This window comes from Tepidimonas fonticaldi (genome assembly GCF_001675355.1).
Lineage (GTDB): Bacteria > Pseudomonadota > Gammaproteobacteria > Burkholderiales > Burkholderiaceae_C > Tepidimonas > Tepidimonas fonticaldi.
Genome location: NZ_LZDH01000065.1, coordinates 155,303 through 177,313, shown reverse-complemented (window position 1 = coordinate 177,313; position 22,011 = coordinate 155,303). Strand labels below are relative to the sequence as shown.

General features: G+C 69.8%; 17 protein-coding genes, 1 pseudogene and 1 riboswitch. Of the genes and pseudogenes, 10 read left to right on the top strand and 8 right to left on the bottom strand.

Annotated elements, in window-relative coordinates:
• The first annotated feature begins 1 nt into the window (after position 1).
• Genes A9O67_RS11055 through A9O67_RS11045 form a run of 3 tightly spaced genes read left to right on the top strand, consistent with a single transcriptional unit; the run spans position 2 to position 4,007 of the window.
• On the top strand, positions 2–1,699 hold the full coding sequence (locus tag A9O67_RS11055) for a Na/Pi cotransporter family protein (protein WP_231960331.1): 1,698 nt from the start codon (positions 2–4) through the stop codon (positions 1,697–1,699).
• 8 nt (positions 1,700–1,707) lie between these two features.
• A complete protein-coding gene (gene aroC, locus A9O67_RS11050; RefSeq protein WP_068610279.1) occupies positions 1,708–2,823 on the top strand; it encodes a chorismate synthase in 1,116 nt (371 codons plus the stop codon).
• Entirely contained in the window at positions 2,820–4,007 is a 1,188-nt protein-coding gene (locus A9O67_RS11045) for an MFS transporter (RefSeq protein WP_068610277.1), read from the top strand. The genes aroC and A9O67_RS11045 overlap by 4 nt, the downstream gene beginning before the upstream one ends.
• A 49-nt stretch (positions 4,008–4,056) precedes the next feature.
• On the opposite strand, the gene A9O67_RS11040 is transcribed toward A9O67_RS11045, so the two are convergent.
• Positions 4,057–4,668 carry an NnrU family protein gene (locus tag A9O67_RS11040; protein WP_068610275.1) on the bottom strand — a complete coding sequence of 204 codons (612 nt, stop codon included), beginning with the start codon at positions 4,666–4,668 and terminating at the stop codon, positions 4,057–4,059.
• A 270-nt stretch (positions 4,669–4,938) separates the two neighbouring features.
• Between A9O67_RS11040 and katG the strand changes: the two genes are divergently transcribed.
• Complete coding sequence (katG, locus tag A9O67_RS11035; protein ID WP_068610650.1) at positions 4,939–7,116, top strand: catalase/peroxidase HPI; 2,178 nt, start codon at positions 4,939–4,941, stop codon at positions 7,114–7,116.
• Positions 7,117–7,148: 32 nt separating this feature from the next.
• Here katG and A9O67_RS11030 read toward each other — a convergent pair whose 3' ends face one another.
• Complete coding sequence (locus tag A9O67_RS11030; protein ID WP_068610273.1) at positions 7,149–7,502, bottom strand: acyl-CoA thioesterase; 354 nt, start codon at positions 7,500–7,502, stop codon at positions 7,149–7,151.
• 573 nt (positions 7,503–8,075) lie between these two features.
• Here A9O67_RS11030 and A9O67_RS13220 point away from each other — a divergent pair.
• Together A9O67_RS13220 and thiC are read left to right on the top strand one after the other, a co-directional pair.
• Positions 8,076–8,879: a TonB-dependent receptor plug domain-containing protein gene (locus A9O67_RS13220; protein ID WP_197484479.1), complete on the top strand. Its 804-nt coding sequence runs from the start codon at positions 8,076–8,078 to the stop codon at positions 8,877–8,879.
• Between the two features lie 38 nt (positions 8,880–8,917).
• Positions 8,918–9,022, top strand: a riboswitch (TPP riboswitch).
• A gap of 107 nt (positions 9,023–9,129) precedes the next feature.
• Positions 9,130–10,956 (top strand): annotated as a pseudogene (gene thiC / locus A9O67_RS11020) (phosphomethylpyrimidine synthase ThiC); the annotation flags it as partial.
• An 11-nt stretch (positions 10,957–10,967) separates the two neighbouring features.
• On the opposite strand, the gene lexA reads toward thiC, so the two are convergent.
• The 5 genes from lexA to A9O67_RS10995 form a co-directional block, all read right to left on the bottom strand.
• Positions 10,968–11,654 carry a transcriptional repressor LexA gene (gene lexA / locus A9O67_RS11015; RefSeq protein WP_068610649.1) on the bottom strand — a complete coding sequence of 229 codons (687 nt, stop codon included), beginning with the start codon at positions 11,652–11,654 and terminating at the stop codon, positions 10,968–10,970.
• Positions 11,655–11,751: 97 nt separating this feature from the next.
• A complete protein-coding gene (ylqF, locus tag A9O67_RS11010; protein ID WP_068610270.1) occupies positions 11,752–12,729 on the bottom strand; it encodes a ribosome biogenesis GTPase YlqF in 978 nt (325 codons plus the stop codon).
• 31 nt (positions 12,730–12,760) lie between these two features.
• A complete protein-coding gene (locus A9O67_RS11005) occupies positions 12,761–13,462 on the bottom strand; it encodes an HAD family hydrolase (protein WP_068610268.1) in 702 nt (233 codons plus the stop codon).
• Between the two features lie 95 nt (positions 13,463–13,557).
• Positions 13,558–13,869 (bottom strand): H-NS histone family protein, encoded by a 312-nt coding sequence (locus tag A9O67_RS11000; RefSeq protein WP_068610647.1) that lies wholly within the window; start codon positions 13,867–13,869, stop codon positions 13,558–13,560.
• A gap of 49 nt (positions 13,870–13,918) precedes the next feature.
• Positions 13,919–14,935, bottom strand: coding sequence for an RluA family pseudouridine synthase (locus tag A9O67_RS10995; RefSeq protein WP_068610645.1), 1,017 nt, complete (start codon positions 14,933–14,935; stop codon positions 13,919–13,921).
• A gap of 532 nt (positions 14,936–15,467) precedes the next feature.
• Between A9O67_RS10995 and A9O67_RS10990 the strand changes: the two genes are divergently transcribed.
• The 3 genes from A9O67_RS10990 to A9O67_RS10980 all read left to right on the top strand — a co-directional run bounded on the left by A9O67_RS10990 (position 15,468) and on the right by A9O67_RS10980 (position 20,331).
• Positions 15,468–18,518: an Rne/Rng family ribonuclease gene (locus A9O67_RS10990; RefSeq protein ID WP_068610266.1), complete on the top strand. Its 3,051-nt coding sequence runs from the start codon at positions 15,468–15,470 to the stop codon at positions 18,516–18,518.
• 70 nt (positions 18,519–18,588) lie between these two features.
• Complete coding sequence (locus A9O67_RS10985; RefSeq protein WP_068610264.1) at positions 18,589–19,083, top strand: bacteriohemerythrin; 495 nt, start codon at positions 18,589–18,591, stop codon at positions 19,081–19,083.
• Between the two features lie 93 nt (positions 19,084–19,176).
• Complete coding sequence (locus A9O67_RS10980; RefSeq protein WP_068610263.1) at positions 19,177–20,331, top strand: alpha-hydroxy acid oxidase; 1,155 nt, start codon at positions 19,177–19,179, stop codon at positions 20,329–20,331.
• A gap of 12 nt (positions 20,332–20,343) precedes the next feature.
• Here the strand turns inward: A9O67_RS10980 and A9O67_RS10975 are convergent, their stop codons facing one another.
• Positions 20,344–21,399, bottom strand: a complete 1,056-nt coding sequence (locus A9O67_RS10975) for an MFS transporter (RefSeq protein ID WP_068610261.1) — start codon at positions 21,397–21,399, stop codon at positions 20,344–20,346.
• Positions 21,400–21,743: 344 nt separating this feature from the next.
• On the opposite strand from A9O67_RS10975, the gene infA reads away from it, so the two are divergent.
• Positions 21,744–22,010: a translation initiation factor IF-1 gene (gene infA, locus A9O67_RS10970; RefSeq protein ID WP_068610259.1), complete on the top strand. Its 267-nt coding sequence runs from the start codon at positions 21,744–21,746 to the stop codon at positions 22,008–22,010.
• Position 22,011 lies beyond the last annotated feature (1 nt).

Here is a 22,011-nt window from a genome sequence, read left to right as displayed (position 1 = left end):
CGTGATCGACGGTCTGGGCGGTTTGCTCGCCGGCCTGCTCGGCGGCGTGGGCCTGTTCATCATGGGCATGGAGCTCATGACGGACGGCCTGCGGCTGGCCGCCGGGCCCGCGCTGGAGCGCATTCTGACCGCCTCCACCCGCACCCGCTGGCGCGGGCTGGCGGCCGGTGCCCTGGTCACGGCGGTGGTGCAGTCCTCCAGCGCCGTCACGGTGGCCACGATCGGCTTCGTCAACGCGGGGCTGCTCAATCTGGGCCAGGCGCTTTGGGTGCTGTTTGGCGCCAACGTCGGCACCACCATGACGGGCTGGATCGTCGCGGTGCTGGGCTTTGGGCTGAAGATCGACCTGCTGGCACTGCCCCTGATCGGGTTGGGGGTGGGGCTGCGCGTCACCGGCCATGGCACGCGCCGCGGGGCGCTGGGCACGGCATGCGCGGGGTTTGGCCTGTTGTTCCTGGGCATCGACGTGCTGCGCGGCGCCTTTGGCGACGTGGCCCAACAGATTTCGCTGCCGGCCGGCAGCGACTGGCGTGTCGTGCTGACCCAACTGCTGGCGGGCCTGGTCCTGACGGTGCTGATGCAAAGCTCCAGCGCGGCGCTCACGCTCGCGCTCAGCGCCGCGGGGGCCGGGCTGCTCTCGGCCCACGGGGCGGCGGCCGTGGTCATCGGGGCCAACATCGGTACGTCGGTCAAGGCGGTGCTGGCCGCCCTGGGGGCCACCCCCAACGCCCGCCGCGCCGCCAGCGCGCATGTGTTGTTCAACCTGTTGACGGGGCTGGTGGCGCTGGCCCTGTTGCCCTGGTTGGTGCAATGGTTGCTGCAGGCCATGCACGCCTTGGGGCTGGACGATTCGCCGGCCTTGACGGTGGCGCTCTTCCACACGGTTTTCAATGTGCTGGGCGTGGTGCTGATGTGGCCGCTGGCAGGACGGCTGACGCGCTGGCTGCAGGCGCGCTTTCGCACCGCCGAGGAGGACGAGTCGCGCCCCCGCTTCCTGGACGCGACCGTGCTGGCCGTGCCCGTGCTGGCGTTGGACGCGCTGCACCGGGAGTTGGGGCGCTTCCGCGGACTGGCGGCGCGCTCGTTGGGGACGGTGTTCGACCTGCCCACGCTGGCTGGCGACGCGGTGGCGGAGCGCGCCGGCGGCGACGATGCCGCCGTGCGGGCCCGGCTGGCGCGGGCGCGGGCGGTGGCCCTGGCCCTGCAGCGCGCGGTGGCGGACTTCGTCGTGCGCCTGCAGCGCGCCGAGATGTCCGCCGACAGCGCGGCGCGGCTGCCGGACATGCTGCGCGTGGCCCGTTATGCCGAAGTCGCGGTGGAGCTGGCCGACGAGGCGGCCGAGGCGCTGGCCCCCTGGCCCACGCCGCCCGTCGGCGTGCCGGCGCTGGAGCTGGCGGCCTTTCGGCGCCGGTCGGTCGCATTGCTGGCGCTGCTGGACGACGCCGCGCCCGCCCCGTCGCCCGCCGCGAGCGAGGCCGCGCTGCGCGAGGCCGAGGATGCCTATGCCGTGCTCAAGGCCGCCTTGCTGCGCGCCGGGGCCGAGGGGCGGCTGCCCATCGAGGCGATGGAGGCCTGGTTGCGCGCCAGCAGCGAGCTGCGCCGCAGCCTGCAGCAACTGGTCAAGGCCGCCGTGGTGTTGCAGCGTGCCGCCGACGCCCCCACCGGTGACGACGGCCGGGCGCAGGCGGCTGCGGGATAATCCCGTGCATGAGCGGCAACACCCTGGGCACCCTGTTTCGCGTCACCAACTTTGGCGAATCGCACGGACCGGCCATCGGCTGCGTCATCGACGGCTGTCCGCCCGGGTTGCCGCTTGCCGAGGCCGACATTCAGCCGGAGCTCGATCGGCGCCGGCCGGGCAGCAGCAAGTTCGTCACCCAGCGGCAGGAGGCGGACCAGGTGCAGATCCTCAGCGGGGTGTACCAGGGGCGCACCACAGGCACGCCCATCGCCTTGCTGATTGCCAACACCGACCAGCGCAGCAAGGATTACGGCGATATCGCCCAGACCTTCCGCCCCGGGCATGCGGATTACACCTACTGGCACAAATATGGCATCCGCGATCCGCGCGGGGGAGGGCGCTCGTCCGCGCGCCTGACCGCGCCCACCGTGGCGGCGGGGGCGGTCGCGCGCAAATGGCTGCGCGAGCAGTTTGGCACGGTGGTTCGGGGCGCCCTGCTCCAGATGGGCACGGTGAGCGTGCCGTTCGAATCGTGGGACCATGTCGATGGCAACCCGTTTTTTGCGCCAGTGGCCGATGTGTCGGCGCTGGAGGCGTATCTGACCGAGATCCGCAAGGCCGGTGACTCGGTGGGGGCGCGGCTGCGCGTCGTCGCGCAGGGGGTGCCCGCCGGGCTGGGCGAGCCGATCTACGACCGCCTGGACGCAGACATCGCGCACGCCATGATGGGTCTCAACGCGGTCAAGGGCGTGGAAATCGGCGACGGCTTTGCCAGCGTCGCGCAGCGGGGCAGCGAGCACGGCGACGGCATCACCCCGCAGGGCTTTCTGTCCAACCACGCGGGTGGCGTGCTGGGGGGCATCAGCACGGGGCAGGACATCGTCGTCACGCTGGCCATCAAGCCCACCAGCTCCATCCTCGTGCCGCGGCCGTCCATCGATACCGCGGGCGAGCCGACGGAAGTCATCACCAAGGGCCGGCACGACCCCTGCGTCGGCATTCGGGCCGTGCCCATCGTGGAGGCGCTGCTCGCGATCGTCCTGATGGACCATGCGCTGCGCCACCGCGCGCAGTGCGGGGATGTGCGCGTCACCCCCGGGCCGGTCGCGGCCGAGGCCCCGGGCGGCGTCTCCCGCTCATGAGCGGCGGCCCGCCCGCCGATGCCCGGCGTGTGCGCGGGCTGTGGCCCTTTGCGGCCCTCTCGGCGGGCTATTTTGCGCACATCGGCTTTTTCAATCCGTACCTGCCGCTGTGGTTGCAGGAACTGGGCTACGGCCTGTGGGCCATCGGGCTGCTGACGGCGCTGCAGTCGGCGACGCGGCTGTTCGCCCCCTACCTGTGGGGGTGGCTCAGCGACCGCAGCGGCGAGCCGGTGCGCTGGCTGCGGGTGTGCGCGGGCGTGTCGCTGGTGCTGTCCCTGGGGCTGTGGTGGCAGCCCGCGCCCGCCTGGTTGCCGCTGGTGTTGCTGCTGCTGTTCACGCACACCAGCGCCATGATGCCGCTGTCCGAGACGGCACTGGCGCACGCCGTCAGTGCCTCGGGCGGATTCGACGCGCGCCGCTATGGCCGCGTGCGCCTGTGGGGATCGCTGGGCTTTCTGGTGACGGTGCTGGCGGCGGGCGCCTGGTTCCAACGCCACGGGCTGTCGAGTTTTCCGTTCTGGGCGAATGCGACGCTGGTGCTGGTGGTGGGCGCGGTGTGGGCCATGCCGCGCTGGCGCGACCCCCCGCATGCGCACGATGCCGCGGGCGGGCGCGTCTGGCCGGTGTTGCGCCAGCCCGTCGTGGCGTGGTTTTTTGCCTCCATGTTTTTGCATGTGCTGGCGCACGTCTTCATCTACATCTTCTTCTCGCTCTATCTGGACCGCCTGGGGTATGGCAAGGGCGTGATCGGCGCGCTGTGGGCCACCGCCGTGGTGGTGGAGATCGCCTGGTTCTTTACCCAGGGGCGCTGGCTGCCGCGGCTGGCGCTGGGGCAGTGGCTGATGCTGGCATCGGCCCTGACGGTGGCACGCATGGCGGCGACGGCCTGGGGCGCGCACTGGCTGGGCGTGCTGCTGCTGGCGCAAGCGGTGCATGCCATCGGTTTTGCCGCTCACCACACGGTCTGCATCGCCCTCATCAACCGCCACTTTCCGGGGCGGCTGCGCGCGCGGGGGCAGGCCTTGTATTCGTTGATCGGTTATGGCTGCTCCGGGGTGACCGCCGGGGCGCTGGGCGGGTGGATCAGCACCCACCATGGGCTGAGCGCCGTCTTCGTGGCCGGCATGGTCGCCGCTGCGGCGGCCACGGGGGCGGCCGTCGTGGTGCGCCGCTTGGGGGATTGACGGCGGGTCAGACGGCGTTGACGCCGCCCCCGCAGCCGTGGGTGCCCGATCAGCCGAAGGGGCGCACGCCGATCAGCACGCCGTGCGCCCAGAACGCGAACACCGCCCACGCCCCCAGCCCGACGACCACGGTGGCCACCGTGGCTGTCATCGACGACCCGCGGGTGGCGGTGACCATGGCGTCATCCTCGTCGTCGATATCGTCGCGACCGGCGGGCGTGCGGCGCCGCGCCGCGCGGTAATTGAGCACGGCCCATGCCAAAAAGCCGCCAAACAGCAACACGTCGGCCAGCGTGCCGTTGGACAGCAGGTGGGCAAAGGCCCACAGCTTGACGGACAGCACCATCGGGTGGCCCAGCCGAGCCTTGATCGCATTGCCCGGGACATAGGCCGCCACCAACAGCACGAAAGCCACCAGCGTCAGCAGCGAGGCGGCGTGGCGCATCCCCAGCGGCGGGGTCCACAGCACGTCCGGGGACTGGCGGGCCAAACCATAGCCCCAGATGATCAGCCCCAGCCCGACGGCCGACACCAGGGAGTACACCGCCTTCCATGCGCCCAGCCCGATGCGGTCGATGGTCTGGTTGCGCCAGTCGTCGGCCACGATGCGCACCGAGTGCACGCCCAAAAACAGGATCAAGCCCAGCACCAGCCACTGCATCGCACGCCTCCGGTTGGTTGTGGTTCACACGGGTGGCGCCCATCATAGCCCCAAGCCCGGGGAGGCGGTGGCGCGGCCCGGTCTGGCCCTATCGCGGCGATTGGGAAGAATGACCGCCGCACGGTGGCAGACCCGATACACTGAGGCCCAATCAGTGATCATTAGCTGATTGCTGATGTCTATCGGATGCCGCCACACCATGCCTCGCTCGGCAGGGCATGCATGGCTTGCGGCCCCGATGTCGGCCAACCCGCCTGCAAGGAGATGACCATGAATGCCCCCACCCGCGAAGCCGTCGGCCAATGCCCCGTGATGCACGGCGCCCACACCACCGCCGCAACCTCCAACACGGCCTGGTGGCCGAATGCCCTGAACCTGGACATCCTGCACCAGCACGACACCAAGACCAATCCGCTGCCCGGCTTCAACTACCGGCAGGCGGTGCGTCAACTCGACGTGGATGCGATCAAGCGCGATCTGACCGCCTTGATGACCGACAGCCAGCCCTGGTGGCCCGCCGATTGGGGCCACTACGGCGGGTTGATGATCCGCATGGCCTGGCACGCAGCGGGGTCGTACCGCATCGCGGACGGTCGCGGCGGCGCCAACACCGGCAACCAGCGCTTCGCGCCGCTCAACTCCTGGCCGGACAACGCCAATCTGGACAAGGCGCGCCGGCTGCTGTGGCCGATCAAGAAAAAGTATGGCAACCAGATCAGCTGGGCCGATCTGATGATCCTGGCCGGCAACGTCGCCTACGAGTCCATGGGCCTGAAGACCTATGGCTTTGCCTTCGGGCGCGAGGACATTTGGCACCCGGAAAAGGACGTCTACTGGGGCGATGAGAAGGAGTGGCTGGCGCCCAGCGACGCCCGCTACGGCAGCCTGGACGACGCCAGCACCTTGGCCAACCCGCTGGCCGCCGTGCAGATGGGCCTGATCTATGTGAACCCCGAGGGCGTCAACGGCCAGCCGGACCCCCTGCGCACCGCCGCCCAGGTGCGTGAAACCTTCGCCCGCATGGGCATGAACGACGAGGAAACCGTGGCCCTCACCGCCGGCGGGCACACGGTCGGCAAGGCGCACGGCAACGGCAGCGCGGCCAACCTGGGCCCTGCGCCCGAAGGCGCGCCGATCGAAGAGCAGGGCCTGGGCTGGAACAACCACACCACCCGCGGCATCGGTCGCGACACCGTGACCAGCGGTCTGGAAGGGGCGTGGACCACGAACCCCACCCAGTGGGACAACGGCTACTTCAAGCTGCTGCTCGGCTACGAATGGGAGCTCAAAAAGAGCCCCGCCGGCGCCTGGCAGTGGGAGCCGATCGGCCTGCGGCCCGAGGACGTGCCGCCCGACGCGGAAGACCCCACCCTGCGCAACCACCGCATCATCATGACCGATGCCGACATGGCGATGAAGGTGGACCCCGTGTACCGCCGGATTTCGGAGCGGTTTGCGGCCGACCAGGCGTATTTCTCGGAGGTGTTTGCCCGCGCCTGGTTCAAGCTCACGCACCGCGACATGGGGCCGCGCACGCGCTACATTGGCCCCGAGGCACCCACCGAAGACCTGATTTGGCAAGACCCCATTCCCGCGGGCCGCACCGATTACGACGTGGCCGACGTGCGCGCCCGGATCGCCGCCGCGGGATTGGGGATCGCCGAGCGGGTGGCCACGGCCTGGGACAGCGCCCGCACCTTCCGCGGATCGGACTTCCGCGGCGGTGCCAACGGGGCGCGCATCCGGCTGGCTCCGCAAAAGGACTGGGCCGGCAACGAGCCGGAGCGGCTGGCGCGCGTGCTGCCCGTCTATGAGCGCATCGCCGCGGAAACCGGCGCCAGCATCGCCGACGTGATCGTCCTGGCCGGCAGCATGGCGGTGGAAGAGGCCGCCCGCGCCGCCGGTTACCCGGTCGAGGTCCCGTTCGCGCCGGGGCGCGGTGACGCCACGCAGGCGCAGACCGACGTTCAGTCGTTTGCCGTGTTGGAGCCGGTGGCCGATGGGTTCCGCAACTGGCTCAAACAGCACTATGCGGTACAGCCGGAGGAGCTGCTGCTCGACCGCGCGCAGCTCATGGGCCTGACCGCGGCCGAGATGACGGTGCTCGTCGGCGGCCTGCGCGTGCTCGGTGCCAACCACGGGGGATCGGCGCACGGGGTGTTCACCGACCGTGTCGGCGTGCTGAGCAACGACTTCTTCGTGCACCTGACCGACATGGCCTATAGCTGGAAGCCTACGGGACGCAACAGCTACGCCATCGTGGACCGTGCCACGGGGGCGACCCGCTGGACCGCCACGCGGGTGGACCTGGTGTTTGGCTCCAACGCCGTGTTGCGCGCCTACGCCGAGGTCTACGCCCAGGACGACGGGCGCGAGAAGTTCGTGCGCGACTTCGTGGCCGCGTGGGTCAAGGTCATGAACGCCGACCGCTACGACCTGCGGCCCTGACGCGGGGACATGTGCCCGGCAGCATGCGCACATCAATCGGGCAGGGCCACATAGGTCAGCAGCACATCGCAGCAGCGGCTCGGGCAGGCGCCTCGGGCGTCGCTCGCGTCCATCAACGCCCGCACGGCGCCCGAGCGCCGGCCCCGGCGGACGATGCGGGCTAGACACTCCCCCAGATGACCGCTGGGCAAGGGGGCGCTGAATTGCACCCGCTCCAGCGCCGCGGTCACGACCGCGCCACCCAATTCGCGAGAAGCGAGGATGAAAGCCGTGCGGTCCAGCCATGACAGGGCCGCGCCGCCAAACAGCGTGCCGTGGTGATTGCATTGATCGGGCCAGGCCATGTCCACCACCGTCAGGGCGTGGTGGGCATTGGCGTGTGCCATCTCAGATCCATTGGACATCTTGCGTGCTACGGTTGTCGTCCCGATGTCGGGGCAAGCCAACCGGACGCCGGCAAACGCACCCCCTCGCCCACGCGGTCGCGGACGGCGGGCGCGACCGCAAGACGGCGTCGCGCCGGGCTTGCTGGGGACACCCCGCCCCGGCACATCCTCGTTCGCTGGGCGGCAGGTCTCCTGGCTCTCGGGTCAACGTCGGACAGCAGCCTTCCCAGTAATGGGGCGATGCCCCCTCCAATTCCAATCCGGCCGCGGCCGCATCGCCCCAGTGCGATTGATGCCGCCTGGATGGTCATTGGGCATTGCCATGCCACGCGGTGGATACGCCGCTGCTGCCCCCGTCCCCCACCGTTTTGGGGATTGCGTGGGACATCGGATCGTGGCCATGGGGGCGTTGGGAGCGTCCCGCCGTTCCCGAACGATTCGTATCATGGCTTATTCCTCCCATTCTTTGACGATTCAACCCGGTCGCTGGCGCCGCCATGCCGTGGCAGCCGCTGCGGTGCTGGCCACGCAAGCGCCCGCCGCATGGGCTCAGACATCGGCAGCGGTGCCCGCATGGCCCGATGTCCAGGTCCGCGCCGACCGCGAGACCGTGCTGCCCAGTCCGGCGCCTACACCTACGAGGCGGGCGGTGTGTCGCGCCTGCCGGTCATCCGCGGACTGGCGGATGAGCGTTTGCGTCTGCAGATCGACGGCATGGACCTGTATGCGGCCTGTCCCAACCACATGAATACGCCGCTGTCGTACCTGGACCCCGGCCAGGTCGAGCGCGTGCGGGTCTGGGCCGGCATCGCGCCGGTGTCGGCTGGCGGGGATGCCATCGGCGGCGTGGTGGCGGCCGAAACCCCGGCCCCCACCTTTGCCGCGCCGGGCCAGACCGGCACGCGTGGCGAAGTCGGTGTGAGCGCCCGCAGCAACGGCCATGCTTGGGGCCAGTGGGGCGTGCGCGGGCAGTTGAGCTACCTCAAGGGCCGCAACCGCAGCACCGGCGATGGGCTCTACCAGATTTTGCCGCTCAACGCCCGCGTCAGCCTGACGCACCGCGCCGGCGCCTGGGACAGCGCGGTGGAACTGGTCGCGGTCCGGGCCAAGACCGACGTGTCCCAAGTGCGTAACGAGGTCCGTACCCCGGGCTTTGCCCTGCTGAACGTGCGCACGGCATACCGCCTGGGCCGTGGCAAGCTGGAACTGGGCAGCGACAACCTGTTCGACCACCTGTACTACCTGCCCACCGGCGGGGCGTATGTGGGGCAGGGCACCACGATGACCAACCCCACCCCGCCGAATGTGCCGCAGTGGGGCACGGCGGTGCCCGGGCCGGGCCGCACGGTGTGGGTCACCTATCAACAGACGTTCTGACCGCGGCCGGGTCGATACCTACGCTGCGATAGAATGGGGTGCATGCTCCGGGGTGTCCACGTGATGTGGGCTGAGATGGCAAGAGCCGAACCCGCGAACTTGATCCGGTTCATACCGGCGAAAGAAGAGCTGCTGGCCCGGCGGGCGGTTGGGGTGAACACCCTGGCCGCCCGTTCCTTCGGGCCCGGTCTGCCGCCCAGGCGGACGCCCTTCGGAGCATGTTCATCCACCCTCCGAAGGAGACCACCCCGTGAACGCCCCTGCCGACCGCTTCCTGGCCACCCAGGCCCAGGTGGACCAAGCCGCCATCCAGCCGCTGCCCCGATCGCGCAAGATCTATGTCGAGGGCTCGCGCCCGGACATCCGCGTGCCCATGCGCGAAATCCAGCAAAGCGACACGCCCGCCGCGTTTGGCGCCGAGCCCAATCCCCCCGTCTTCGTGTACGACACCTCGGGGCCGTACACCGACCCGGCCGCCCGCATCGACATTCGCCACGGGCTGCCGGCATTGCGCCGGCGCTGGATCGAGGCGCGCCAGGACACCGAGGTCCTGCCGGACCTGAGCAGCGCCTACGGACGCGCCCGCGCTGCCGACCCCGGGCTCGACGAACTGCGCTTCCCCGGGCTGCAGCGCCAGCCGCGCCGTGCCAAGGCGGGCGCCAACGTCACCCAGATGCACTACGCGCGACGCGGCCTCATCACGCCGGAGATGGAGTTCATCGCCATCCGCGAAAACCTGCGTCGGCGCGAATACCTCGAATCGCTGCAGGCCGCCGGCCCCACGGGGCGCAAGATGGCCGCCATGATCGGGCGCCAGCACCCCGGTCAAAGCTTCGGTGCCAGCATTCCCGCCGAAATCACCCCCGAGTTCGTGCGCGATGAAGTGGCCCGCGGCCGCGCCATCATCCCCGCCAACATCAACCACCCGGAAAGCGAGCCGATGATCATCGGCCGCAACTTCCTGGTCAAGGTCAATGCCAACATCGGCAACAGCGCCGTCACCTCCTCCATTCAGGAGGAGGTGGACAAGCTCACCTGGGCCATCCGCTGGGGGGCCGACACGGTGATGGACCTCTCCACCGGCAAGCACATCCACGAGACGCGCGAGTGGATCATCCGCAACTCGCCCGTGCCCATTGGCACCGTGCCGATCTACCAGGCGCTGGAAAAAGTCCACGGCAAGGCCGAGGAACTGACGTGGGACATCTTCCGCGACACGCTGATCGAGCAGGCCGAGCAGGGCGTGGACTACTTCACCATCCACGCCGGCGTGCTGCTGCGCTACGTGCCGCTGACCGCCGAGCGCATGACCGGCATCGTCAGCCGCGGCGGCTCCATCATGGCCAAATGGTGCTTGGCCCACCACCAGGAGAACTTCCTCTACACCCACTTTGAGGAAATCTGCGAGATCATGAAGGCCTACGACGTGGCCTTCAGCCTGGGCGACGGCCTGCGCCCCGGCTCCATCTACGACGCCAACGACGCCGCCCAACTGGCCGAGCTGCGCACCCTGGGCGAGTTGACGCAAATCGCCTGGAAGCACGACGTCCAAGTGATGATCGAAGGCCCCGGCCACGTGCCGCTGCACCTGATCAAAGAAAACATGGACCTGCAACTGGCGCAGTGCCACGAAGCGCCGTTCTACACCCTGGGCCCGCTGACCACCGACATCGCCCCCGGCTACGACCACATCACCAGCGGCATTGGCGCCGCCACCATCGGCTGGTACGGCACCGCCATGCTGTGCTACGTCACGCCCAAGGAGCACCTGGGCCTGCCCAACAAGCAAGACGTCAAGGAAGGCATCATCACCTACAAGCTCGCCGCCCACGCCGCCGACCTGGCCAAAGGCCACCCCGGCGCGCAGATCCGCGACAACGCGCTGAGCAAGGCGCGCTTCGAGTTCCGCTGGGAGGACCAGTTCAACCTCGGCCTCGATCCGGACAAAGCCCGTGAATTCCACGACGAGACCCTGCCCAAGGACTCGGCCAAGGTCGCGCATTTCTGCTCCATGTGCGGGCCGCGCTTTTGCAGCATGAAGATCACGCAGGATGTGCGCGACTTCGCCGCGGGGCAGCCGCGCGGCAATCAATCCCAGCCTTGAGGGCGCAGCAGGCCCACGACCACCCCCTCGATGGCAAACGCATCGCCCGGGCGCACGAGAATGTCTGCCACCTCGGGGTTGGCGGCCTGCAGCCGCCAATGCGCGCCCTCGCGCTGCAGGCGCTTGACCGTGACCTCGTCCCCCAGGCGGGCCACCACGGTCTGGCCGGGGCGGGCCTCGCGCACGGCCTGAACGGCCAGCAGGTCCCCGTCGTGGATGCCGGCGTCGCGCATGGACCAGCCGCGCACCCGCAGCAGGTAGTCGGGACGGCGGGCAAACCAGCGCGCGTCGGCGGGGTAGGTGGCCTCGACGTGCGCTTGCGCCAGGATGGGGGAGCCAGCCGCCACCCGCCCGATCAGGGGCAAGTGGAGCAGGGTGGCCTCGCCGTTATCCCAAGGCGGTGCGGGGGCTGCGGCGGGCGCATCTGCGTTGCCATTGGGGATCGCTGGGGCCCCGGGCGCCAGCGCTGCGCCCAGCACGCGGATGCCCCGGGCACTGCCGTCGAGCAACTGCACCGCGCCTTTGCGCGCCAGCGCCCGCAGGTGGGCTTCGGCCGCATTGGGCGATCGAAAGCCGAAGGCGTGCGCGATCTCCGCCCGCGTCGGGGGCACGCCGCGATCGCGCACATGGCCGGCGATGAAATCGAGCACCTCGCGCTGCCGGGGCGTCAGTCCATCCGCCGGATCGTGCGCAGCGGCCGCCCGAGCGGACCTGGACCGCGGGGGCTGAGGGGGCTGCGAATGCATGACCGCGGACTGTAGCAGCGCCTCAGGGGTTTGTGCCAGCGTCGGGGTGGCGTTGCGCGGCCTCGGGCCCGGTCGGGCGGCGCGGGGCACGGCGGGCCTGGCGCTGCGCCTGCGACTGCGCTTCGGCCGCCCGCGCCGCTTCCAGCCAAGCGGCAAATGTTTGCGGCGTCTCCAGCGTGATGCGCCCGATGGCCCCGGCGCGAAAATCCGCCAGCACCGCTTCGCCCGCCTTGTGGGGGTCGATGCGCCCCCCGGGCAGCAATGCGCCGCGCTTGCGCCCGATCGCGGCCAGCAGCTCATGGTCGGGCAGCGCGGCGATGGCCGCCGGCGCCAGCCCCAGGCGGTAGCGGGCCTCCAGCAGCGCCGGGTAATCGGCCTGCAGCGCCCGCAGCAGGGCCAGCGCGACGGCTTCCTCGTCGAAGGCATTGCGCCCGACGGCGCCACTGGCGGCCAGCCGGTCCCCGCTTTCCGGCACGATGATCTTGGGCCACAGGAGGCCCGGCGTGTCGTACAGATACACGTCGTCGGCCAGCACGACGCGCTGCTCCTGCCGGGTGACGCCCGGCTCATCCGCCGCCTTGGCGGCGCGTTTGCCGAGCAGGGTGTTGATCAGGGTGGACTTGCCCACGTTGGGGATGCCGGCGATCAGCACCCGCAGCGGCTTGACCATGCCACCGCGGTTCGGCGCCAGCCGACGGCATTCGGCCACCAGGGTGCGCGCCGGCCCCGGGGTATGCGCGTGCAAGGCGATCGCACGGGTGCGGGGCTGGGCGTTGTAGTAGGCCAGCCACTGCGCGGTGCGCGCCGGGTCGGCCAGGTCTTCCTTGTTCAGCACCTTCAGCGTGGGCCGATCACCGATCAGCTGGGCCAGCAGCGGATTGGCGCTCGACCCCGGCAGCCGGGCATCGAGCAGTTCGATGACGACGTCCGTGGTCTTGAGTCGCTCGCGCAACGCCTTTTGCGTTGCGTGCATATGACCGGGAAACCATTGGACACTCACGGGCGGGCTCCTGAACGGGGGGGGCGGACGCTCAGGCATGCACGCGCAGCCAGGCATGCAGGTCGGCCACGGTGTGTGCCACGAACGCTGGCTGCAGCGAGCGCAGGTCCTCGTGCGCATGGGCGCCGTAGGTGACCGCGACTGCGGCGCAGCCGGCGTTGCGCGCCATCTGCAGGTCGTGCGTGGTGTCGCCGATCATCAGGGTGCGCTCGGGCGGCACGTCGAATTCGGCCATCAGTTCCAGCAGCATTTGCGGGTCGGGTTTGCCGGCCGTCTCGTCGGCGGTGCGGGAGGCGTCGAAGACACCGTGCAGCGCCACCGTCTGCAAGGCGACGTCCAGCCCGCGGCGGCTTTTGCCCGTGGCCACGGCTAAGCGGTGGCCGCGGCCGCGCAGATCGGTCAGCAGCGGCAGCACCCCGTCGAACAGGGTGACTTCGTGCTGGCGCGCAAACCAGTGGTGGCGGTAACGCTCCACCAGCAGCGGCTGGCGATCGGGAGGCACGTCCGGCGCGGCGTGCGCCAGCGCCTGGGCCAAACCCATGCCGATCACCCAGGCCGCGCGCTCGCGCGATGGCATCCGTCCGCCGACGTCGCGCACCGCGTCCTGGATGCAGCCGACGATCAGCGCGGTGGAATCGAACAATGTGCCGTCCCAGTCGAAGGCGATGAGGTCGTAACGCCGGGGACGGTCGGTGACAAAAGAAGCGGGATCGGAGACGGTGGAATCGGTCACGGTGGGCCCGGAAATGGCAACGGCCCCGAATCCGGGGCGCCAAAATGACAAAAGGCGCATGACAGGCGCCTTTTGCCGTCCCTGTGTTGGAGGGCTTATGCGATGCGGAAGTTCTCGATGTTGCCGCCGGCGGCCAGAATGTTGCGCACCCATTCCGGCTTGCGGCCCGGGCCGCCGGACCAGAGTTCGCCGTTGGGGCCGCGGTATTTGGGCTCGGCCTTGGAGCGGCCGGCCTTGGTCTTGCCGCCGCGCGTGCCGGTGGTGGCCAATTCTTCGGCCGTGATGCCGTATTCGGCCATGCGGGCGCGGATCTCGGCGATCACGCCGGCGCGCTCTTGCTTGCGCAATTGCTCGGCCTGGGCCAGAAGGGCTTCGGCTTGGGCTTTCAGTTCTGCATAGGTTGCCATGAGCATTCCCCAACGGTTGAACAAAATGGATCGGACGGCGCGATTGTAATCAAAAAAATCGCCGCACGTCGCCCCAATCGGCCAATTCGGGCGGCAATGGTGCATGCAATCGCAACTCCTGCTCCGTCACCGGATGCCGTATCGTCAGCCGCCAGGCGTGCAGAAACATCCGCTTGAGCCCGAGCCGTGCCAGCAGGCGGTTCCATTCGAAATCGCCATACTTGTCGTCACCGGCGATGGGATGGCCGACGTGGGCCAGATGCACCCGGATCTGATGGGTGCGGCCGGTTTTGATGGTCACGGCCAACAATGTCATGCGCGGGGCGTCTGCCGCCGCACCGGGTGGCGGATGCACGTCCCCCAGCACCCGCACCAGCGAAATCGAGCGCTGTCCCAGGGGGTCGCGCGCATCGGTGACCCGCACGCGCCGCTCGCCGTCGGGCAGCAGGTATTTGTGCAAGGGGACATCGATCACCTTGCGGGCGGCGGGCCATTCGCCGCGCACCAGCGCCAGATAGGTTTTGCCCGTGCTGCGTTCGCGAAACTGGTCCTGCAGGCGTTTGAGCGCGCTGCGCCGCTTGGCCACGAGCAGCACGCCGCTGGTCTCGCGGTCCAGGCGGTGCACCAGTTCCAGCAGCGCCGCACCGGGCCGTGCCCGGCGCAGTTGTTCGATCACGCCGGACGACACACCGCTGCCGCCGTGCACGGCCACGCCGGCGGGCTTGTCGATCGCCAGCAGCCAATCGTCCTCGTAGAGCACGGGGAACTCCCGCGCGGGCACGGCCGCCGGTGCCGCGCCGATCACCCGTTCGGGCAGGCGCACCGGGGGCAGCCGCACATCGTCGCCCGCTTGCAGCCGGGTGTCGGCGCGGGCGCGCGCCTTGTTGACCCGAACCTCGCCGCTGCGGATGATGCGGTAGATCAGCGTTTTGGGCGCGCCTTTGAGTTCGCGCAGCAAAAAATTGTCGAGCCGCTGGTCGGCGGACTCGGCATCGACGGTGAGGTGACGGACGGCGGCATTGGACATGGGCAAGCGGCGACCCGCCCCCAGCACATCGCACGCCATGCGGTCCACGCCTATAATCCCAGCGTCTGTCCGTGCGCCAAAAAAGGATCGGGTCGCCGCGAAGTGTACGGCACGCCGGTCGCTGCAGAGCGCTGACAGGCATATTCTTGCCGAACCCTGGGCGGGCGGCGCATCCGGGTCAGGTCCGTCGTGTTTGGGCCACCGGTCCCCGGATGGATGCGCCTTGCCCCGGTAGAACCGACGTTCATTCAGTCAGCGAACCCGATACGGAATACCCCCAACGTGCAGCCCGCGGCCGAGCCGAATCGCCGTGTGGCGGGCTGCACGAGGATTCAGTGACCACCGAGACGCCCGCCTTCCCGTGCTGCACAACGGTCCGTCGTCCCTGTTCACCGTGATCCACGCGCCCATGCCCGGGAGCGCGTGACCCCCTGCCCGGCGCACGCCGGGCAGGGCTGCGCGCATCCCAGAGGCTCTCCGGCAATTCCTCCCCGTTCGCTCGACCGGTCCGCGGTTCGCGGCATCCGCGCCCATCGAGGGCGCTTGTACGACCGAGTCTGAGGAACACACGATGAAACGCATGCTGATCAACGCCACGCAGGCCGAGGAGCGCCGGCTGGCGATCGTCGACGGGCAAAAACTGCTCGACTACGAAGTCGAGATCGAAGGACGCGAACAGCGCAAGGGCAACATCTACAAGGCCGTCGTCACGCGCGTGGAGCCGTCGCTGGAGGCGTGCTTCGTCGATTACGGCGAGGACCGCCACGGCTTCCTGCCGTTCAAGGAAATCTCCAAGCAGTATTTCCAGGGCAACGTGCCGCCGTCGCAGGCGCGCATCCAGGACGTCATCAAGGAAGGCCAGGAACTGCTCGTCCAGGTGGAAAAGGAGGAGCGCGGCAACAAGGGCGCGGCGCTGACCACCTTCATCAGCCTGGCGGGCCGCTACGTGGTGCTGATGCCGAACAATCCGCGCGGCGGCGGCGTCAGCCGGCGCATCGAGGGCGACGACCGGGCAGAATTGAAAGCCACACTCGACAAATTGGAATATCCGAGCGGCATGAGCATCATCGCGCGTACCGCCGGCATCGGACGCGAGGCCGCGGAGCTGCAATGGGATCTGAACTACCTGCTCAAGCTGTGGAGTGCCATCGAGGGCGCGGCCAAGTCGCTGACCAAACCCGAACTGATCTACCAGGAATCGACGCTGGTCATCCGCGCCATCCGCGACTATTTCAACAGCGACATCGGCGAAATCCTGATCGACACCGACGACATCTACGAGCAGGCGCGCGGCTTCATGTCGCACGTCATGCCCGAGTACGTCAATCGGGTCAAGCGCTATCGTGACAACGCGCCGCTGTTTTCGCGCTTCCAAATCGAGCACCAGATCGAAACCGCCTACAGCCGAACGGTGACGCTGCCGTCGGGCGGTGCCATCGTGATCGACCAGACCGAGGCGTTGGTGGCCATCGACGTCAACTCGGCGCGCGCCATCAAGGGCGGCGACATCGAGGAGACCGCCCTGCGCACCAACCTGGAGGCCGCCGACGAAGTGGCCCGTCAGGCCCGCCTGCGCGATTTGGGTGGTCTGATCGTGATCGACTTCATCGACATGGAGGACAGCAAAAACCGGCGCGAGGTGGAAAACCGCCTGCGCGAGGCGCTGCGGCAGGACCGCGCGCGCGTGCAGTTTGCGCCCATCAGCAAGTTCGGACTGCTGGAGATGAGCCGCCAGCGCCTACGTCCGACGCTGTCCGAAGGCGCCTCCATGCCGTGCCCGCGCTGTGGCGGCTCGGGCCACATCCGCGACACCGAAAGCTCGGCGCTGCAGATTTTGCGCGTGATCCAGGAGGAGTCGCTGAAGGACAACACCGCCGCCGTGCTGGTGCAGGTGCCGGTGGACGTGGCCAGCTTCCTGCTCAACGAAAAGCGCGTCGAGATCACCAAGATCGAGCTCAAGCAGCGCATCAGCGTGCTGCTGGTGCCGAACAAGTCGCTGGAGACGCCGAACTACAAGCTGGAGCGCTTGAAGCACGACGACCCGCGCCTGGACAACCTGGACGCCAGCTACAAGCTCGCCGACATCGTCGAGGACGTGGCGATGGTGACGCGGCGCAGCCAGGAGCGCACCAACCGGCAGGAGCCGATCATCAAGGGCGTGCTGCCGGACAGCCCCGCCCCGGTGACCGCACCGCGGGCCGAGGCACCGGCCGCGCCCACCAGCGCCGCCCCGGCCTTGGCACCGGTCAGCCCTACACCGGCGCCGGCCGCCGCGCCCGTCGCCCCTGTGGTGCCGGCCGAGACGGGCTTCCTGGCTTGGCTCAAACGCCTGTTCGGGTGGCAGGCCGTCCCGGCCACCCCGCCGGCGCAGGCGCCGGTCCCTGTGGTCACCCCCGCCGCGGCCCCGGCCACGGGCGTGCCCGAGCGCCCCGGCAGCGACGAGCGCCGGGGCCGGGGCAACCGCGGCGGTCGCGGCCGTGGGGAAGTGGTGCGCAATGGTGAAGGTCGAGAGGGTCGTGAAGGCCGCGCGGAACGCAGCGAGCGCAGCGAACGCGCCGAGCGGCCCCCCCGTCCCGAGCGGGGCGAGGCCCGATCCCCGACCCGCGACGAAGGTGTGACGGCTACGGAGGCTGCTTTGACCGAGCCGCGTGGCGATGGCGCCCCGGGCGAGCGCCGGGAGCGCGGCGACCGACGCCCCCGCGGCGAGCGGGGCGATCGTGGTGAACGCGGGATGCGTCCCGCCCGGCCGGACGAGGCCCCCGCCACCGAAGCGGCCGCCACTCTGGCGCCCGTGACCGATGGTGGCCAGGGGGCGGCCGACGTAGCGCCCTCCGCCGACGAGGGCGCGGCGGGCGAGCCGCGCGAGCGCGGGGAACGTCGCCGCCGCGGGCGCCGCTCGCGCGGCGAGGCCGCCGATAACGGGGCTGTGTCTGCCGTGACCGAGGCCGCGCCCGATGCCCTGACCGATGCCGCCACTGCCGCCGCGCCGGTGGCGGAGGACGGCGGTGCGGGTGGCGCAGCGGCGGCCGAACCGGCCGAAGCCGCGCGCGCACCCCGCGAGCGCCGCAGCCGCGACCGCTACGGGCGCGACCGAAGCCGCCGTCCGGACGGGGAGGGCGCCGCCCCGAGTGGTGCCGAGGCCCCGGAAGCCGTCGACGCTGCCGACGGCGGCGCGCTCGAACCCCCGCGTCGTTCGTACTTCACGGTGCCGCCGACTCCGGCGGAGCCCGCCGCCACGACGGCAGTGCCCGTGGAGCCGCCGGCCCCCGCATCGGTGTCGGCGCCCAGCGAGGCGCCTGCCGAAGCGCCTGCCGAAGCGCCCGCAACGACGCTCGCCCCGATGCCCCCGGCCGCGGCCCCCGCGGCACAGCCGTCCGCCGCCGCGCAGCCCTACCGCTTGCCGGTCGAGGATCTGGCCGTTCTGGCCCGTCAAGCCGGCCTGGAATGGGTGCAGTCGGACGCGGACAAGGTGGCGGCGGTGCAGGCCGCCATCGCGGCCGAACCGCTCCCGGTGCATGTGCCGCGCGAGCCGCGTCCCGCCCCTGCGGTCAGCGACGAGCCGCTGGTGCTCATCGAGACCAAGCGGGATCTGCGTGCGCTGAAGTTCCCCTTCGACGCTTGAGCGCCCCCCTCGGCTGGGGGCTTGACCTGCGTCAAGTCCCTCAGCCGCCGACCCCGCTACGCTGCCTGTCATGGAGACCGATACTTTCCCCGAAATCCCCGACCTTGTCTGGGGCGAGTCGCTGGTCACGGGCGACGGCCGCATGGACGAGACCCACGAGGAGTTCGTCACCCAGCTGGCCCGGCTGCGCGCGCTGCCGCACGACCAACAGCTCGAGCCCTACCGGGCGTTGGTGGCGCACACGGTGGAGCACTTCGAGCGCGAGGAGCGCTGGATGGTCGCCGTCGGCTTTGCCGAGGACAACTGCCACGCCGCGCACCATCGGCAGATTCTGGACACCATGCGGGCCGTGGAAGCGCACTTCCTGCAAGGGGATCACGAGATCATCGACCGCATGGCGGCGGCGCTGGCCGAGTGGTTTCCCATGCACGCGCAAACCATGGATGCCGGGCTGGCGCAGCACATGCGGGCCGTGGGCTTCGACTCGCGCACCGAGACCCTGGCCGATCCCAGCCGGGTGCGGCCCGCGACCATGACCGGCTGCGGCAGCGTGCATTGCAGTTGAGGCGGCTGCGACGTTTCTTCAACGGCGCGCACCGGCATTTCAAGTGACGCCCGGGGGCTTCGGCGCTAGGATGCGCACGAAGAAGGAGTCCCCATGACCGTCATCACCTGCATCGAAGACCTGCGCCGGCTGGCGCAACGGCGCGTGCCGCGCATGTTCTACGACTATGCCGACAGCGGCTCGTGGACCGAGAGCACCTACCGCGCCAACGAATCCGACTTTCAGCCCATCAAGCTGCGCCAGCGGGTCGCCGTCAACATGGAGGGGCGCAGCACCCGCACCACCATGGTCGGCCAACCCGTGGCCATGCCGGTGGCGCTGGCGCCCACGGGGCTGACCGGCATGCAGCACGCCGATGGCGAAATCCTGGCCGCCCGTGCGGCGCGCGCGTTTGGCGTGCCCTTCACGCTGTCGACCATGAGCATCTGCTCCATCGAGGACGTGGCCCGGCACGCGGGGGAAGGCTTCTGGTTCCAGCTCTATGTGATGCGCGACCGCGACTTCATCGAGCGACTGATCGATCGCGCCAAGGCCGCCAACTGCGGCGCGCTGGTGCTCACGCTCGACCTGCAGATTCTGGGGCAGCGCCACAAGGATCTGAAAAACGGCCTGTCCGCGCCGCCCAAGCTGACCCTGCCCAACATCGTGAACATGATGACCAAACCCCGCTGGTGCCTGGGCATGCTGGGCACGCCCCGGCGGCAGTTCGGCAACATCGTCGGGCATGTCAAGGGCGTGGCCGACATGGGCAGCCTGTCGGCGTGGACGGCGCAGCAGTTCGACCCGCGGCTCAACTGGGGCGATGTCGAGTGGATCAAGAAGCGCTGGGGGGGCAAGCTCATCCTCAAGGGCATCATGGATGTGGAAGATGCCAAGCTGGCCGCCGACTCCGGCGCGGATGCGCTGATCGTCAGCAACCACGGCGGGCGCCAGCTCGACGGGGCGGAGTCGAGCATCCGCGCGCTGCCGCGCATCGTGGAGGCGGTGGGACACCGCATCGAGGTGCACCTGGACGGCGGCATCCGCAGCGGCCAGGACGTGCTCAAGGCCCGTGCGCTGGGGGCGCGCGGCACCTACATCGGCCGCGCCTTCCTGTACGGCCTGGGGGCCATGGGCGAGGCGGGTGTGACCAAGGTGCTGGAAATCCTGCACAAGGAGCTCGACATCACCATGGCCTTCACCGGCCACACCAACATCGAGACGGTGGACCGCTCGATCCTGATCCCGGGCACCTACCCGGTGGCCTGACGTTTCGGGCGCTCAACGGCCGCCGGCCCCGGCCGTGGTGGCTGAACCAGCCAAACGCGGTGCCGCGCAGCTGCGCCGGGGCCAGGTCGGCAACCAGGGCTTTTTCCACCCCCTCGGTCGCGGCCAGAAAGACGCCGTAGAACGCAAACCAGCCGACCAGCCACACGCCCGTGGGGGCGCGGACGGGCCCATGATCAGGTAGAACAGTGCGTAGGCGCCATAGCCCATGAGCAGGAGCCGGCGCCGGCCCACGCGGTCCGACAGGCCCGACAGCGGAACGGACAGCACCATGGCGATGAACGAGACGGCCGCCCACAGCAGCGGGATCTGGGCCTGGGGAACGCCCAGCTCACTGGCGTGCAGCAGCAGGAACATGTTGGACGAGTTGCCCAGCGCGAACAGCGCCACCACCACCAGGTAGCGGCGAAAGACCGGCGGCAGGGTCGCACCGCCGCTGAGGTCGATCTGCGGGGCGCTCGGGGCCGGTGCCGGCGTGGCCGGCTCGCGCAGCGCCAGGGCCAGGGCGACGCACGCCAGCGCGGGCACCCAGGTCCACAAAAACACCTCGCGCAGCGGCATGCCGCTGGCCAGCAAGGCCGCGGCCAGCAGCGGGCCGATCACCGCGCCCGCGTTGTCCATGGCCCGGTGTACCCCGAAGGCCAGCCCGCGCCGATCCGCCCCGACGCTGGCGGCCAGCAGTGCGTCGCGCGGCGACGTGCGCAGCCCCTTGCCCACCCGGTCCGCAAACCGGATGGTCAGCAGCGCCGGCCAACTGGTCACCCAGGCGATCAAGGGGCGCCCCAGGGCCGCCAGACCGTAGCTGACGACGATCCAGGGTTTGCTGCGCCGTGTGCGGTCCACCACGACACCGGAGACCCATTTGAGCAGGCTGGCCGTCGCTTCGGCAATCCCCTCGATCAGGCCCAGCGCGCGCGGGCCCGCCATCAGCACCGAGGTCAGATAGAGCGGAACCAGGGGGTACACCAGCTCGGATGCCGAATCGTTGATCAGGCTGATCAAGCCGATGAGCCATACGGTGGGCGGCAGCGCGCGGATCGTCTGCCACATGGTGCGAAGAGACGGGCTGCGAAGCGCCCCATCATACGCCGGTGCGGACAGCTCCGGTGGCGGGCGATTGTCAATCGCGCCCGGGGTCACTCTGTGTTAGAGTCGGGCGGTGTCGGGGCGTTTTTTCCGCTTGCGCCCCCGCGTGCATCGTGGTCCACGGATCGCGGTGGTTCGTGACACCGCGTTGCCCAGGCGTTGGCGCGCGCCCACGTCCGGCCGAACATGGCCGCCGGTTCCGGCGGCAGATTTCTCGGCCATCGTCCCCCACACCCCCTGATGCGCTCGATGGCCAGCAGGCCAGGCGTGCCTGCCCCCTTCCGCATCGCCACCCCAAGGAGGCCCCCATGGCCAAAGAAGAATTGATCGAGATGCGCGGCACGGTCGACGAGATCCTGCCCGACTCCCGCTACCGCGTCACCCTGGAAAACGGCCACACCCTGGTCGCCTACACCGGGGGAAAGATGCGCAAGCACCACATCCGCATCCTGGCGGGCGACCGGGTGTCGCTGGAGCTGTCGCCCTACGACCTGAGCAAAGGCCGCATCACCTTCCGGCACCTGGAGCCGCGCACGGGCGGCGAGGCCCCCGCCGCCCGGCGCAAGCCGCGCTGAC